This window comes from Brevibacillus sp. HB2.2 (genome assembly GCF_013284275.1).
Lineage (GTDB): Bacteria > Bacillota > Bacilli > Brevibacillales > Brevibacillaceae > Brevibacillus > Brevibacillus brevis_D.
Window position 1 is genome coordinate 53,834 of the sequence record NZ_JABSUV010000018.1, and the last position, 18,544, is coordinate 72,377.

Sequence of the window (18,544 nt, forward strand, 5' to 3'; positions counted from 1 at the left end):
ACGTGCATGATCAGTTTCTCATAACGATCAACCATCCAATCCTCAAAAATCATAAAGTGCACGGTCAGGAACTGTTGCCCGGATTAGCCCATATTGATCTGTTGTATCAAATGTTTCGAGAAAATGGCCATGATTACCGCGAGCTTGAGCTTCGTAATCTAACGATCTATCATCCGATCATGGTCGGACAAGATTATGATGTCATGCTGAGCATTCAGTGCACGCAAGGCAAAGCAGGACAGTGGCAGATTCGGATGGAGGGTCAGACACAGCGCAACGGCATTTTAGACTCGGAGAAAAAGCTGTATGTCACTGCTGAAATGCATCACCATGCTTCCGCGCAGTTCGATGAAACGCTGAATCTTCCCTTGCTAGAGCATGCGGCAAACAAAAAGATCAATCTGCATGACGTGTATGAGCAATGCCGCCGTCAGGAATTGGTGCATACAGGTTTTATGAAGGCAGAAGGAACGATTTACGAAACAGATTCAGCGGCGGTAATGGATATTTCACTCGGTAAACATGCCCTTCCCAGTGCGGAAGGGTTCATGTTTCACCCGACCTTGATCGACGGGGCTGCCATCGGCTCGATGCTATTGTTCACTTCGGTAATCCAAGAAGAGCAGCGACTATTTTTGCCGCTTTTTTATGAATCTTTTCGCGCCACAGCTCTATTACAGCAGCATTGCTTTGTCAGCGTACAAACCTCATCCATCCAACGAAAAAATGAACTGATGTATATGACGATGGAGTTCTTTGATTGTTCAGGCAAAAAAATTGCGCATTTGCAAAATTATGCGGGCAAGTTAGTTCGTGATCCTGGCCTGATCCAACCTTCAAAGCAAACCGTATCTCTGTCAAAGGAATCGAGTAAAGCACAAGCTTTTTTACAACAACTGCTGGCAGATCGATTACAAGTTCCAGCCGCGTTGATCGATACGCAGATTGGTTACTATGAAATGGGGCTAAATTCACCTGGCTTGTTGGAAGTGGTGCAGGCTGTCGAAGCGAAAGTAGGAGCGCCGCTGTCTCCTACTTTATTGTTTGAGTATACGAATATCGCTGAGTTGGCCGCCTATTTGACCGAGAATCATGCTTCCGTATTTAACGGGCTTGATTTGATGAATCAGGAAGGTAGACAAGAATGGCCGCAACCTGCCGGGATTGTAGATTCATCAGCAAACGCCAAGAGTCATGCAGCGATCGCTGATGAAGAAATTGCGATCATCGGGATGGCGGGGCGTTATCCAGAGGCAAGAAATCTCCAAGAATTTTGGATGAATCTAAAAGAAGGCAAAGACTGCATCAAAGAAGTCCCGAAATCTCGCTGGGATTGGCAGCAGTTTGGAGAACTCAAATCCCCATCTGGAAAGCAGATGTCCAAATGGGGAGGGTTTATAGAAGATCCGGATTGCTTTGATTCTCCCTTTTTCAGAATATCACCGCGGGAAGCAGAGACGATGGACCCCCAGGAGCGTTTGTTTTTGGAAACATGCTGGGAAGCGATGGAAGATGCAGGCTATACGCCGAAGACGATTGTTCCGCCTCGGGGGAGCAGTAACAGGCGGCAGGTTGGTGTCTTTGTTGGCGTGATGCACAAGGATTATTCCCTCATCGGAGCGGAAGCGATGTCACGAGGCGAAATGTTCCCGTTATCCTTGAACTACGCACCGATTGCCAATCGCGTTTCTTATTTCTGCAATTTTCATGGTCCGAGCATGGCGATTGACACCGTATGCTCATCGTCGCTGACGGCTGTTCATTTGGCGCTGGAAAGCATCAAGCGCGGTGAATGTGAGGTAGCATTGGCGGGGGGCGTCAATTTATCCTTGCATCCTGGAAAATACTTGTCCTACGGCATGATGGATATGCACGCCAGTGATGGCTATTGTCATACCTTTGGCAAGGATGGCGATGGGTATGTTTCTGGAGAAGGCGTTGGTACGGTCGTATTAAAGCCATTGCGAAAAGCGATGGAGGATGGCGATCATATTTATGCCGTGGTCAAAGGAAGCAGTGTGAACCACGTCGGATCGGTGAGCGGGCCATCCGTGCCAAGCCCTGTTGCACAGGCAGAAGTGATTACAGCCTGCCTGGAGAAGAGCGGTGTGGACGCGAGAACGATCAGTTATGTGGAAGCGCACGGGACCGGAACGTCTTTAGGCGATCCGATTGAAATTCAAGGATTGGTGAAAGCGTTTCGTCAATATACAGAAGATCAGCAATTTTGTTCAATAGGCTCGGTGAAGTCAAATATCGGGCATGCAGAATCTGCCGCGGGTATCAGCGGTCTGCAAAAAGCTGTTCTTCAGCTTCACCATAAAACGCTTGTTGCTTCCTTACACGCCAAGGAAGTAAATCCGTTTATTGATTTTGCGCAATCTCCTTTTTATGTACAGCAGCGGACAGAAGAATGGAAATCGATGATCGTAGAAAACGGTCAAGAAGTCACCGTTCCAAGACGGGCAGGGGTAAGTTCGTTTGGAGCTTCGGGGTCGAATGCCCATATTATTTTGGAAGAATACATCCCGGTTGAAACAAAGCTGAAAGTACAAGTAATTGGCCATAAAAATAACCCAGTGTTGATTCCGCTATCTGCCAAGAATAAGGAACGATTGCAGGCTTATGCGCAAAAAGTAGCGGACTTTCTAAAAGGGGTATCATCTGACAATCACCTTCAAGAAATGCTGGAGAAGAAGCTCCGCAAGATTTTATCCAGTATTATTCATGTGGGAGAAAACAGCATTGAGAGCGAACAAGAGTGGCATGAATACGGAGTAGACCTCGTCCAACTCACACAGCTCAAGCAAAAACTGCAAGAGGAGCTGCCTATTCAGCTAGATATCAAGGAGTTCGATCAAAGCAGCTCCATTGCTTCCGTCATCGCTTCTCTCATGGATAACCATCGAGACGAGATAGAGGAAAAAGTTCAGACTTTTGCTGATCGAGAAACGCAAATCGATCTAGAAAATGTGGCGTATACCCTGCAAGTTGGACGAGAAGCGATGAAAGAACGAGTAGCCTTTGTCGTCGAGGCTATACCCGAGCTGATCGGAAAATTGGAAGCTTATTCAAGAGGCGAGAATACGATCGATCATTGTTGGGAAGGAAGCTTGAAGCCGAACAACGCCCAAGACCCGCAACAGCTTATGCAGAGCTGGATTGCTGAAGGCAACATCAGAAAAATAGCTGAATGTTGGGTGACAGGCTATGAAATGGAGTGGGAACAGCTTTACCTGAATAACAAACCGAGACGTGTTCCCTTGCCGACGTACCCATTTGCGAAGAATCGTTATTGGATTCCGGAAAGCAAAAGTAAATCGGTAAGCGGCAAGACAGCAGCTCCATTCACTGGCGAAGCTGCCATTCATCCACTGTTGCAGCGAAATACTTCTGATTTTTCCGAACAGAGGTTTAGCTCCACTTTTACAGGTCAGGAGTTTTTCTTAACGGACCATGTCGTGAAGAAGCAGAAAATCTTGCCGGGAGTTGCCTATCTGGAAATGGCGAGAGTAGCAGCAGAGCTAGCAACGGCTTCCTTGACAGAAGAACCAGCCAAGATTGAACTCAACAACGTGGTTTGGACACGGCCAATTGTTGTGGGGGACCAGCCTGCACAGATACATATCGGTCTTGTTCCCGAAGAAAATGGTGAGATTACTTTTGAAATCTATAGCAAGTTAGAGGCTGTGGATGCAGAACGAGTCATACACAGTCAAGGCAGCGTCATGCTTCCTTCTGTTGCAGAGAAACATGCCCTGAATCTGCCCTCCTTACAAGCAGAGTGCGGTCTACGAGCGTTTTCATCCGAACAGTGCTACAGCATTTTTCATGCAATAGGAATGGAGTATGGGTCGGCTCATCAAGGAATTGACACCTTGTATGTAGGGGAGGGGCAAGTTTTAGCCAAGCTGTCCTTGCCAGCCTCTGTCTCCAAAATGGAGAACCCTTTTGTCCTACATCCAAGCTTAATGGATTCAGCTTTGCAGGCATCTATCGGGCTCATGATGGTTGAAGAAGAGCCCCCCACAGCGGATGGTCATTCGAGCCGCAAGCCGTCCTTGCCTTTTGCCATGGAGGAAGTTGAAATTCACGACAAGTGTACAGCCTCTATGTGGGCGTACGTTCGTTACAGTGCCAACAGCAGCGCAGATGACAAGGTACAGAAGCTGGATATTGATTTATGCGATGATCAAGGAAGCGTCTGTGTACGAATAAAGGGATATTCCATGCGAGTGCTGGAGGACGGGAAGCAAGCGAGTCATGTTTCTTCGAGCATCGCTTCTTCTGTAACCTCTCTGGAGCCTCCTGTGGGGAATCTCATGCTGTCCGCTGTGTGGGATGTGACTCCAGTTGAGAAGGGGCAGCTTTTCCCTACTGCTGATGAGCAGGTTGTCATTGTGGGCGGAAATGAAGAGAATGGGAGCGCCATTCACCAGTACTATCCACGAGCAAAAGTGTTGTCCATTCAGGCTGAGAATACGATTGAGGAAATCGTACACCGACTGGAAGAGCTTGGTTGCATTGATCATCTGGTGTGGATCGCTCCTTTTGATGTGATAGACTCCTTGGCGGATCATCGATTAATCACGGGGCAAGATCAGGGAGTGATTCTGTGTTTCCGAACGATTAAAGCCTTGCTTCGCTTGGGATACGGAGGTAAGGAGTTGGGGTGGAGTGTCATCACGGTTCAATCCCAGCCCATTCGCCGTACAGATCTTGTGAATCCCTGCCACGCCAGTATTCATGGGTTAATTGGATCGATGGCGAAGGAATATCCAAACTGGAAGATTCGACTCATGGATGTAGAGGCCGAATCTGAATGGCCGTTGGATGATATGTTGAGGCTGCCAATAGATCGTCAGGGGCGTCCGTGGGTATATCGTCGTGGTGAATGGTATCGCCAGCAGTTGCTTGCCGTCGATCATCCTCCGATTGATCAAACACGTATGAAGCAGGGTGGCATTTATTTGGTGATTGGCGGAGCCGGTGGCATTGGCGAAGCATGGACCGAATATATGATTCGTACCTATCAAGCCCAGATCATATGGATTGGTCGTCGTCAAAAAAATGAAGAGATTCAAGCGAAGATAGATAGACTTGCCACTTTTGGACCAGCACCAGACTATATAGCAGCGGATGCAACGCAGCAGAAGGCTTTGCAACAAGCCTATGAACAGATCAAGCAAAGGTATACACGGATTGACGGTGTTGTTCATTCTGCCATGGTCTTGGTGGAGGAGAGCTTGGAACATATGCAAGAGGAAGGTTTCCGAGCAGTGCTTTCGTCAAAAGTTGATGTGAGTGTGAACATCGCAATGGTGTTTGAGAAGGAGCCTTTGGATTTTGTCTTATTCTTCTCTTCGCTCATGGCAGTTACCAAAGCTCCGAAGCAAAGCAACTACGCGGCAGGATGTACCTTTAAGGATGCCTATGCTCATCAATTGACCCAAGCATGGCCAAGTGCGGTGAAACTGATCAATTGGGGATATTGGAGCAGTGGGCAAGTGGTAGATTCTCATCAAGAGATGGTAGAAACCTATCGTCGCTTGGAGCAAATCGGCATTGGCCTTATCCAGCCACAAGAAGCAATGCAAGCGATAGAGACACTTCTCGCAGGAGCCATGGATCACATTGCTTTCATGAAGATCACGAAGCCTGTTGTTATTGAAGGGATGAAGGTAGAGGAATGGGTGGATGTTCATTCTGCACAGTATCCATCCATGCTACAGCTGTCTGCCCATGAAAATGAAGGGCTTGTTGATGTGGTGGCTGCCTTTATCAAGGAGAGATTGAAGCAAGATTCATCAGCGCGAGTGCAGATTCTCGAACTCGGAGGAGCGGGCACAGAATCTACCAGTTCCTTGCTTTCACAAAAATTACATGCCTATCAATCATTTGTGAGCTTCCACGTTTTTGATCCAGAAGCGGCGCTAGGTGAACAAGGAAGGAATGCTGGTGAATACGACCTGATTATCACAGCTGATAAGCTACACACAGCTCAACAAATCCGCCAAACCCTGCGTACCTGCAAGAATCTCTTAAAAAGGAATGGTCTGCTTCTAATAGAACAGATGACCGATCCAAACGTACGCAAAGACCTCGCAGCAGGTCTTTCACTCCCTCTGGAAGCTTGGCAGAAAGCATTGAGAGAAGGGGGCTACCGAGTCGTTTCCTATCCACAGTTGATGATTGCAGAGAGTGACGGCGTTGTCCGAAAGTCCAAACAACAGCAGAAATTAATGGAGACATCTGGCTCAACTCTAGCCATTCCTTCTCATGCAGACAGAGGAACAAGCACGGAGGATATGCTTCGTGAGAAAAGCATAGCCTATTTCAAGCATTTGGTCGGAGAAACACTGAAAATTCCATTTGACCAGATCGATTCTTCTGCCGCTCTGGAGGAGTATGGCATTGATTCAATTATGATTGTGCAAATGACGAATGTCCTACGGAAAAAATTACATCAGATCAGTACGACCCTCTTTTTTGAATATCAAACGATTGATGCGCTGGTCGAGCATTTCATGGCAACACAAGCGGATGAATTACAAGCATTAGTCGGAATTGACGAACAGCAGTCTGTTCAAAAGCAAATAACCAACGCAGTAGCTTCTGCCAAGCCAACCAGAGAGCAAGCTGGCTCAGCAGTTCGAAAGGCAAGGTCCCGCCGTTTTCTGGAAGTGCTTGATACGGAAGCGGAAAAAACAGCAGCGCCGTCCAGACAGGATGTGGCAATCATTGGTCTTTCAGGTCGTTATCCGCAAGCGGGGGATGTCTGGGAGTTTTGGACTCGCCTGAAAGAAGGGAAGAATTGCATTACGGAAGTGCCGAAGGATCGGTGGAATTGGCAAGAATTTTTTAGCGAAGAAAAAGGAAAAAGAGGATACATGTACACCAAATGGGGCGGTTTCATCGAGGATATGGATAAATTCGACCCGCTCTTTTTCCAAATCTCGCCTAGCGAAGCAGAGCAGATGGACCCACAAGAGCGCTTATTTTTACAAACGGCATACGCCAGCATGGAAGATGCGGGCTACACGCCTGCCACGTTAGGAGAAAGCAGAAAAATTGGTGTGTTTGTGGGTGTCATGAATGGAAATTACCCGGCAGGAACGAGCTACTGGTCGATAGCGAATCGAATTTCCTACTTGTTCAATTTCCAAGGACCAAGTCTAGCAGTGGATACGGCGTGCTCCTCTTCATTGACCGCGATTCATTTAGCCTTGGAAAGCCTGTATAGCGGTACAAGTGAATGTGCCATCGCTGGCGGGGTCAATTTAATTGTCGATCCGTTCCACTATATTCGACTGTCTGGAGCGACGATGCTATCTGCTGGTGACCGCTGCAAATCATTTGGCGACCAAGCGGACGGTTTTGTAGATGGAGAAGGTGTGGGAGCTATCGTATTGAAGCCTCTGCAAAAGGCGATTGCGGATGGAGACCACATATACGGCGTGATCAAGGGAAGCATGCTCAATGCAGGCGGCAAAACAAATGGATATACCGTTCCCAACCCCATCGCGCAGTCGCAGGTAATCCAGGAGGCATTGCAGCGGGCAGGAGTGGATGCTCGTGCCGTCAGCTACATCGAAGCCCACGGTACAGGTACCGCTTTGGGTGATCCAATTGAGATTGCGGGGCTGACTCGCGCATTTGGACAATACACGAAAGACAAACAATTCTGCGCCATCGGCTCGGCGAAGTCAAATATTGGACATACGGAGAGCGCGGCAGGAATTGCAGGATTGACCAAAATATTGCTTCAAATGAAGTATGGTCAAATCGCACCATCCTTGCACGCTGAGGTCATGAATCCAAACATTGATTTCAGGGATACACCATTTGCGGTTCAGCAAAAGCTGGCAGAGTGGCAAAGACCAATGATTGAAATCAACGGAGTAACCAAGGAGTATCCGAGAATCGCTGGGCTATCATCATTTGGGGCGGGAGGAGCCAATGTCCATATCGTCATCGAAGAGTATCGCGAAAAAGATAGACAGCCCGATCGTAACATTCAGCCACAGCATCCAAAAGTGATTGTGCTCTCAGCGAAGAACGAAGAGCGCCTATTTGCTCAAGTGAATCGATTGTTGAAGGCGGTCAAAGAAGAATCATTCACGAATGCCGATTTGTCTGATATCGCTTTTACGCTTCAAGTAGGGCGGGAAGCGCTGGAGGAACGCTTGGCTGTTATCGTCAGATCAGTGGATGAGCTTGCGGAAAAACTAACGCATTTTGCAGAAGGCGCAGAGAACATTGCCGAGCTGTATCGGGGGCGGGTGAAACGTAACCATGACACGGTAGCCCTTTTTGCTGATGAAGATATGAAACAAACAGTAGAGACATGGATGGCCAAGGGGAAATTCGCAAAACTGATGAACCTTTGGGTCAAGGGTGTCTCTTTTGATTGGAACAAGCTTTATAGCGAAGATAAGCCGCGCCGCGTCAGCCTGCCTACTTATCCTTTTGCCAGGGAGCGGTACTGGATAGATGTTCAAAAGCCAATGGCAACAGGGAGGACTGGGGCTTCTTCCGTTAGGGGGGATATCCTCCATCCATTGCTCCATAAGAACACTTCTGACCTCTATGAGCTGAGATACAGCTCGAGTTTTACAGGGCAGGAGCTGTTCTTGGCTGACCATCTAGGAAACGGGCAGCGCTTCTTTCCACTCACTGCTTATCTGGAAATGGCGCGGGCGGCAGTGAAACAAGCAGCAGGAGATAGAGAGGGGACTTTATCTGGAATCCGAATGACTCATGTTGCCACAGGTGATCCGCTATTGGTGGGCGACGATCTGGTTCAGGTACACGTACACGTAGGTATCTATCCAGAGGATACAGGAGAGTTTGCTTATAAAATCTACAGCGAATCGAATGAAGATGATACCAGGTCAGTGGTACATAGCCATGGTATGGTCGAATTCACTTCGTTCGTTGAAGTACCAACGTTGGATCTACCTGCGTTGCAAGCGGAGAGCAGTGAGATACTTACTGCCCGCCAATGCTACGAGCTGTTAAAGGAACGTGGAATGGCTGATCATTCTGAATTTCAAGGGATTGACCACGTATACAGGGCGCAGGGACATGTTCTGGTAAAACTCTCCTTGCCTTCGATTACCTTGGAGACAGCAGAACAACTCGTTTTCCATCCTAGCCTGCTGGAGTCTCTGTTGCAGTCATTTCGTTATCTCATCACGGAGGCTACATCATCTGATCGCTCCATCCAACTAGACGGTACTTTTACCCTTGAAGAGCTGGAGATCTACGAGAATCATCCTGCTGTGAAGTATGCCCTCATTCGATTCAGTGATAATGTCCAAGCGGAGAATGAGACTGCGACACTCGATATCGAACTATGCGATGAGGCAGGCAGAATAGGCGTAAGGATGAGAGGCTTTTCAATGGGGAGTGAAAAACGGGATGCGACGGTTGGAACCACGATGCTCACTCCAGTATGGAATGCCGTGTCCGTAGAAAAAGGGGAAGTCATTCCAGCAACGAGTGATCAAGTAGTCATCATTTGCGCCGAAGAAAAGGACAGAAGTCTCCTTCAACGTCATTACCCCCAAGCTACTGTTATCCAGCTTGAGCCAAGTGATTCGATAGAGGGAATCGCAAGTAAGCTGGAAGAGCAGGGTGTGATCGATCACATCATGTGGGTGGCTCCTGACAGTCGTGTGGAATCTGTAAAAGACGAGTCCTTGATGAACGACCAGGAGCGGGGCGTTATTCAAGTTTTCCGCTTGATCAAGGCTTTGCTTGCGTTGGGGTATCAGACGAGAGACTTGGGCTGGACGATAATTACTGTGCAAGCGCAGGCTATCTACAAAAAAGAGACGGTTCATCCAACACATGCTAGCATCCACGGATTGATCGGATCGATGGCGAAGGAATATCCAAACTGGAAGGTAAGACTCGTCGATTTGGAGGCGCATGCCGAGTGGCCGCTACGTGATATTTTTGCTTTGCCTGTCGATGCACATGGAAACGCTTGGGCATATCGTGGACACGCGTGGTACCGCCAGCAGCTATTGCCCGTGCAGAGTCCTTCCATTCACCAAACCGTCTACCGACAACATGGCGTCTATGTTGTGATTGGAGGCGCAGGTGGGATTGGACAAGCGTGGAGCGAATACATGATCCGCACCTATCAAGCACAAATCATTTGGATCGGTCGTCGTAAAAAAGAGGAGTCGATTCAGAACAAAATCAATCAACTGGCAACTCTAGGACCTGTACCGCTCTACATCGAAGCCGATGCTACGGATCGTGAGTCGCTGCAATCTGCTTATGAAGAGATCAAGAAGCAATATGGCAAGATTAACGGCGTGATTCATTCTGCCATTGTTCTCCTTGATAGAAGTCTGGCGAATATGGACGAGACGACCTTCCGAGCCGGACTGGTACCAAAAGTGGAGGTAAGTGTGCGGATGAGCCAAGTGTTTGGCGAGGAAGCATTGGATTTCGTCCTGTTTTTCTCTTCGATTAACTCGTTTACGAAATCGCCTGGACAAAGCAATTACGCCTCAGGCTGCGCCTTTAAAGATGCTTTCGCCCATCAGCTTGCCGAGGAATGGACGTGTGCGGTGAAAGTAATGAACTGGGGATACTGGGGCAGTGTCGGAATCGTTGCGTCCAAGGACTACCAGGCACGAATGGAACAGATCGGCATTGGCTCGATTGAACCTTCAGAAGGGATGGAGGCATTGGAAGTCTTGCTTTCAGGTCCAATGAATCAAGTGGCGCTGATGAAAACGACCAAGCCACTCGTGATGGAAGGAATCAATACAAGCGAATCTGTTGCAATCGTTTCTAACAAAATTTCCTCAAGCATGGCAAGCATTAAAAACAAGGTAAAAAGAAAAGAGATACCAAAAGCAGCCTACTTTGCACCAGAAATAGATACAGACAGGAATAGCTTGTTTGATGACGTACAAGCAACGATCATTCAACTCGCCTCTCTCATCCTAAAGGTAGAGAGCGAAGAAATCGATACGGATATTGAACTAAAGGAGTACGGATTCGACCCAGTCAAGCTCACCGAGTTTTCTGCCAAAATCAATCAAAAGTACAAACTAGAACTAACGCCTGCTGTGATGATGGACTACCCAACGCTTAAGCACATCACGGAATTTCTAGTCAATCTGAAATCTCAAACAGACAGAGAACAGGACAAACCGGTTCTATACGTGTAAGCAGAAGGAGTGCCTAGAATGAACAAAATGGACAAGCTTCTCTTAAAGTTACTGTGGGGTCAAATGCAGTCGCTTGGCTGCTTTACGGAAAAGAATCAAGCGCTCAGCGATCTCAAAAGAAAAAGCGGTCTGCTTGACATATATGACATGTGGCTCGAAGAAACGGCTTCTGTTTTGGCCCGGAATGATTATCTCGTTTACGATAGAGCTACGTCTACCGTGATCGATCCTGCTCCCATTTCCAGTACGGCTGTCTGGCAGGAATGGGAGGAAGAAAAAGAAGTCTGGCTAAAAAATCCGGATACGAACGCGCAAGTCAAGCTAGTCGAGGCAACCTTGCGTGCTTTACCGCAAATTCTCACCGGAAAAGTGAGGGCCACAGAGGTCATCTTTCCCCATTCATCGATGGAATTAGTCGAGAAGGTATACAAAAATAACACCGTTTCCGACTACTTCAATGAAGTACTTGCGGATACAGTGGTTGCTTTTGTAGAGGAACGGCTGAGCCAGCATTCTGCGGCCCGAATTCGCATTCTCGAGATTGGTGCAGGTACGGGAGGAACGAGTGCCGTCGTTTTCCAAAAACTAAAGGCGTATGAAGCGCATATCCAGGAATATTGCTACACAGACCTCTCCAAAGCCTTTTTCATGCATGCAGAAAAAGAGTATGGCCCAAGCAATCCTTATTTGACCTATCAGATTTTTAACGTAGAAGAGCCAGTGATGGGACAAGGAATTGATTTGGGCGGATATGATGTTGTCATTGCAGCAAATGTCTTGCACGCCACCAAAAATATTCGCCAAACCGTGCGTAACGCGAAAGCCGTTCTAAAGAAGAACGGCTTGCTTTTCCTAAATGAAATGAGTAAAAACTCCATCTTCCTCCATCTTACCTTTGGCTTGCTGGAGGGATGGTGGCTGTACGAAGACCCAGAGCTGCGCCTTTCAGGCTGCCCTGGGTTATCTTCGGCAACGTGGCAGAGAGTATTGGAGGAAGAAGGATTTCAGTCAGTCTTTTTCCCAACAGAAGAGGCGCACGCGATGGGGCAGCAGATTATTGTGACCGAAAGCGACGGCGTGATCCGTCAGCAGCAAATAAAACAACCGCCTAAACCGAAGACGAGCGTAAATACGGAACAACCAAAAGCAAAGAGGTTGAATACACCCTCCGCTCCTAACGGAAAGGCAATCGACGATGTCCTACGAGAAAAAAGTACGGAATACATCAAACAGCAGATCGCTGAAACACTGAAAATGCCCAGTAACAAGATGGATTCTTCCGAGCCCTTAGAGGCATATGGTATGGATTCCATTTTATCTGTACAACTGATCAATCAATTTCGGAAAATTTTCGGCGAAACCATAAGCGGTACTCTGTTTTTTGAATATCAGACAGTAGATGATTTAGTCGAGCATTTACTAGAGACACAAAGAGAAGCGCTGATTTTGCTCACAGGATTGGATGATCACGGGCAGACGCAGGAGCCAAATCGAACAGAAGATCATGTTGAGTTTGCCCCATTGCCGAAAGCTGAAGGGAAACGAGACACAAGAAAAACGAGAGCATTTGCATCATCTGTCCATTCGCAAAGGACGACGAACGAACCTGCATCCTCCGGTAAAATAGCGATTATTGGCATGAGTGGGCGTTTTGCTCAAGCGAACAACTTGGACGAGTTTTGGGAGAACTTACTGCATGCGAAAAAGTCTATCTCTGAAATTCCAGAAAAGCGTTGGGATTGGACAGCGTATTATCATCCAAATCGAGAGGAAGCCATTTCCCAAGGAAAAAGCTATAGCAAGTGGGGGGCGTTCTTAGAGGAATTTGATCAGTTTGATCCGCTATTCTTTCAGATGACTCCGCGAGAAGCAGAAAATATAGACCCTCAAGAGCGCCTGTATTTAGAAGAGTGCTGGAAGGCGTTAGAAGATGCAGGCTATGCTTCATCCAAGATGTCTACGGAGCTCCGCAAGCGAACAGGGGTTTTTGGTGGCATTACGAAACAAGGCTTTCATTTGTATAGTACGGAAACCACTCATCACTTTCCGACAACCTCGTATTCGTCGATGGTCAATCGGGTTTCGTACTATCTAAACTTACAGGGTCCGAGTATGCCGATCGATACGATGTGCTCCTCAGCTTTTGTAGCGATTCATGAAGCATGTGAATACATCCGAAACGGGAAGGGAAGTATGGCGATTGCTGGTGGAGTGAATTTGTACACACATCCGCTTACCTACTTCGGTCTGACTGTGGGGCAGCTCATCTCCCATACTTCTGACAGTGCTGCCTTTGGGAACGGCGGAATTGGTTTTGTGCCAGGCGAGGGAGTAGGGGCAGTTGTTCTCAAGGATTACGATCAGGCTGTACATGATCGGGATCATATTTATGCCGTGATACGCGGTACCGCTGTCAACCATAAGGGCAAAGCCAATAGCTACATGACACCAAGTCCCCTCCCCATTGCAGATGTGATGGAAGAAGCGTTGAAAGAAAGTGGACTGGACCCTCGATCCATTAGTTACCTAGAAGCTTCCGCCTATGGATCAGACATCGTTGATGCCGTCGAGATGACAGCGGTGACGAAAGCTTTTCACAACCGTCAAGGAGCAGAAGGGGACTATCGACTCGGTTCGGTCAAACCGAATATCGGGCATTGTGAATCGGCTTCCGGCATGTCGCAGCTAATGAAAGTGATTTTGTCCTTACAGCATCAGACGCTGGTTCCAACCCTGATTCCTGACGAATTGAATCCGAATATTCCATTTGATCAACTTCCCTTTCAATTGCAGCGAGAGGTATCGGAATGGAAGCAGGTCACCGTAGATGGGCAGACAGTCCCCCGACGAGCAGGTATTACCAGCTTTGGCGGTGGTGGAGTGAATGCCCATCTTATCGTGGAGGAATACAACCACAATCCATCTTCGAGGAGAGTAAACGAGTCAGAACCAGAGCTGTTTGTCTTTTCGGCGAAGAATAAAGAAAGATTGCAAGCATATATTCATTGCTGGATTGGTTATCTGCAAAAGAACCAGCAGTTGGATATAGCGAATACAGCCTACACCCTGCAAATCGGAAGAGAAGAAATGCCTTGCCGTTTGGCTGTCATCATCAATAATCAGACAGAGCTTTTAGAGCAACTGGAACGCTGGTTGGAACATCAAGAAGAGACGGAACATTGCTTTTTTGGCGATCTCAAGGAAAACAAAGAAATGATGCCAGACCGAGTTGCTCAGGCAGTCAAACCGGGAGAGATAAGGGAACTGGCAAAATTATGGGTTCTCGGCAATCCTATCCCTTGGCAGAAGCTGCATGAAGGGAAGGAGTTATCCAGAGTAGCTAAGCTCCCAACCTATCCATTTAAGAGGAGAACGTGCTGGATAGAACGCAATCAAACGAATCGCACTAGGAGGGAGACGAGCATGAGATCCGCTCATCCAGAATTCGAAAACAAAGCGGTTGAAATTTACACATATAGCGCTAATAGCAGCGAAGCGGAGTTTTCGGAGGATTACTTGACCGTATGTCCATTTGAAAGGAAGATTCCAGGCTTTTCAATGAGCCGTGTCATTTTGAACCCGGAAAAATATCCGTTGGAAAGAGAAATGGTAAGAGAGAAGCAAGTAGAGATGCGCCAGGTGCTTTTTTGTAAAGAAAATTTCTCTCGTGTGCAAAAAGTGCTGGACTTCGGATGCGGTCACGGGACAGATGTGATTCAAATAGCAGAGCTCTATCCGCATATCAAAACGCATGGATTTACGATTACGAAGGCGCAAGCTGAGCTAGGCAATCAACGAATCGCGCAGAAAAATCTAGGGGCTCGTGCGAAAATTTTCAATAAAGACAGCTCTAAGGATGCCTTTCCCGATCTCTACGACATGATCGTCGGGATTGAAGTGAGCTTCCATATTCGAAATAAACACGGACTATTTCAAAATATCTCCGCTTCTCTGAACGAAGAAGGAACCGTTCTGTTGATCGATTACATAGCCAATACGCGAGGACCAATCGTAGACCAGAACGTCGAAGTCAGCATTCCCACCGTACAAGAATGGATTGAGCTTTTAGCGGAGCATCAGTTGGTGATCGATGAAATCATTGACGTATCGCCGCAGATTGCTAACGCCTTACATGATCCCGATGTGGAACAATACATCAAGCATCTGCCTAAAGCTGTACAAGATTTGTATATCAATACGGTGAATCAATCCATCTCTCTCGAACGAGGGTGGATCAGCTATTGCTTGTTTAAGCTAAAAAAGGCTCCGCATCTTACCTACACGAAGCGTTGTGAATGGAATGCCAGCAAACTATCGAAGAAAAGACCTTATCCAGAAGCGTTAGCGGAAATGATAAACAGCGGTTATATTCCGTATCCGAAGAAACAGCAAGCGAGAACTCTGCCGAATCCAAATCAGTATGACCACAGCTCTCATTGGAAGCGGGAAACCATCAAGGAATCCTTGGTTGAGGCTTTTGCTGCCGTTTTAGGTCTTCAACCGGAAGAACTGGAAGAAGTAGAGACCTTAAAGGATATGGGAATTGGCTCTCTTAACGCCGTTGCCTTATCCGAAATGATTAACAGCAAATTCAATTTGAAACTACCGACCAGCGTTGTGTTTGAACATAATACGCTAGATGCATTGGCAAGCTATATTGCTAGCCATTTGCAGCAAGACGAGCCGAGCCAACTCCATTCAAATAAACCAAACGTGTCGGATGCTCAAAATCAACCAATATCATCTGAATATTCTGCACAAAAACGCGATTTGTCGTCAGATCAGTCCATTCCAGATCGAACAAAAATCAAAGCGAGCCTGATAGAGGTCTTTTCTACCGTTTTAGGCTTGAGACAAGAAGAGCTGGAAGAAGTGGAAACCCTAAAGGACTTGGGCATTGGATCGCTCAATGCCGTTCAACTATCCGAAGCTATCAATAGCAAGTTTCATTTAAAACTACCAACGAGCATCGTTTTTGAGCATAATTCGCTAGAAGCATTGGCGAGCTACATCGCGACTCAGCTACCAGAGCGACAACCAGCGCAGGCAGAAGCGTCTGATAGTCTTGAAGCGAAGCCAACGTATACAGAGAGAGTCCCATCGCGAAATATTGCCTACGATCCACCTAGAACAGCCTCCGATGATATTGCGATCATTGGGATTTCCTGCCGCACAGCAGGTGCTCGGGGGCAAGATGAATTCTGGGAGCTCGTCAGTGAGGGCAGAGATTGCATCAAAGAAGTGACCAATCCAGACTGGCGTGCCTTTTTCAAAGAAAATGCACTCGTCGATATGCCGATCAAATACGGGGCGATGGAGGATATTGAATATTTTGATCCAGCTTTTTTCAAAATTTCTCCGACCGAAGCCCAATCGATGGATGTCACGCAGCGCATCCTTTTACAAGAGAGCTATAAAGCATTAGAGGACGCAGGTTACACCCCGTCCATGCTGAGGGGACAACCTGTTGGAACGATCATTGGCGCTATGGCGGGAATGACGGTAGAACAAGATTTCTCTCATTTTGGCATGCTCGGATCAGATACGAGTATACTCGCCTCGCGTATCGCTTATTTCCTTGACCTGAAAGGACCAGCTTTAGCTGTGAACACCGCTTGCTCATCCTCATTGGTTGCGATCGATATTGCTTGCCAAAAGCTGAAGACGGAAGAGGTCAATCTTGCTATCGCAGGAGGAATTACGATTTATTCCCATCCTGCTCCGTTTATTTCGATGAGTAACGCAAGGATGCTATCTCCTACAGGGGAGTGCCGCCCGTTTGACAATGGTGCAAATGGCATTGTCGTTGGGGATGGGGTTGGTGTTGTGATTTTAAAAAGATTGCAAGATGCAGTACGGGATAACGACAGCATCTATGGTGTTATCCGCGGCAGTGGAACCAATCAGGATGGACGGACATTGGGCATTACCGTGCCTAGTTTCCAAGCGCAAAGCGACCTGCAAAAATCCATTTACGCGAAAAAACAGATTGAAGTGGAAGACATTCAATATATCGAGGCGCACGGAACCGCGACAAAATTAGGGGACCCTGTAGAGATTCATGCGCTGAGTGAATCATTCCGCCAATTCACGCCGAAGAAACGATTCTGCGCAATTGGTTCTTTGAAAGCCAATATCGGGCATACCACAGCGGCGGCTGGGGTGTTGAGTGTCATTAAGGTTTTACTCAGCATGAAAAACAGGAAGATGGCTCCTTCGATCCATTTTGTCAAAGAGAATGAACACATTGATTTTGAAAACAGCCCTGTTTATGTGAATACCAAGCTGCAGGATTGGCAGACCAATTCCAAAGGCTCTCGATTGGCTGCGGTCAGCTCTTTTGGCTTCAGCGGCACCAATGCCCATCTTGTGATCGAAGAGTTTGATAGAAGAAACATAAGAGGAGCTACTCCTGATGAGGGTCAAGAGATCGCGACGGGAGTCTTTGTGCTGTCAGCTGAATCACGTGAGCAATTAGTGAACTATGCCAAGCAAACCAAGGCATTTGTAGAGAAGCACCCTGATGTGAACCTGGCAGATTTCCTGTACACCTATCAGACTGCAAGAGAACCCATGTCTCATCGAGTAGCGGTCGTGGTACACAGTAAAGAACAGCTCATTGCACAGTTAGAGCAATTCATACAAGGGAATGGAGAAAAAACGGCTGATCTGTTTATCGGAGAAAGAAACAAAACGGGCGGCATCAAGATCGGTGATACAGAAGAGGGAAGAGATTTTATCCGCAATCTCGCTCTGAACAAAAAGATCAAAAAACTGGCAGAGCTATGGGTTCATGGGAACGAAATAGAGTGGGAAGCTGTCTATCCAAAAGGAATGGTGAGCCGTCTATCAGGTCTGCCAAGCTACCCATTTGCCAAGGAGCGATACCGTTTACCCAAAGTTGTCGTACGCAACCAAACCCATCAAGAAGCAGCCGCCACCACGGAACTGACAGCAGATAAACAGGGGCATCGAGCAGAAGATATAGTCCAACCAACCGAGGTAACTCGTGTTCAGGCTGACGAAGACGACACACCACGTAACGAACTCGTGAGAAAAATTGCTGCAGCTTGGGAAGAGGTACTTGGCGTGAAGAAGGTTGATATCCACAAAAACTTCCAAGACCTGGGCGGCGATTCGATCATGGCCACCCAGATTATTTCCAGATTGAAAAATAGCTTCCCGGTTGATTTGAATCTAGACAACCTCTTTTCGGCGCCAACCGTTGCAGGAATGGCAGAACTGATTGAAGAGGAACTAATTGCTGTTATTGATGAACTTCCAGAAGAGGCGATTTTGGAGCTATTAAGTTGATGAATTCAACATGTGGGAAGGAGAGCAATCCG

2 protein-coding genes are annotated in these 18,544 nt (G+C 47.4%); both read left to right on the forward strand.

Going from position 1 to position 18,544, the window contains the following annotated elements:
- The first annotated feature begins 2 nt into the window (after positions 1 to 2).
- The gene (locus HP401_RS14815) at positions 3 to 11,198 is read left to right on the forward strand and encodes an SDR family NAD(P)-dependent oxidoreductase (RefSeq protein WP_173605531.1); all 11,196 of its coding nucleotides are present in this window, start codon (positions 3 to 5) and stop codon (positions 11,196 to 11,198) included.
- A gap of 18 nt (positions 11,199 to 11,216) precedes the next feature.
- The gene (locus HP401_RS14820) at positions 11,217 to 18,512 is read left to right on the forward strand and encodes a beta-ketoacyl synthase N-terminal-like domain-containing protein (RefSeq protein WP_173605532.1); all 7,296 of its coding nucleotides are present in this window, start codon (positions 11,217 to 11,219) and stop codon (positions 18,510 to 18,512) included.
- The last annotated feature ends 32 nt before the right edge of the window (positions 18,513 to 18,544 follow it).

Coding starts and splice junctions, on each gene's coding strand:
- HP401_RS14820 (WP_173605532.1), top strand. CDS start 11,217: ATGAACAAAATGGACAAGCTTCTCTTAAAGTTACTGTGGGGTCAAATG.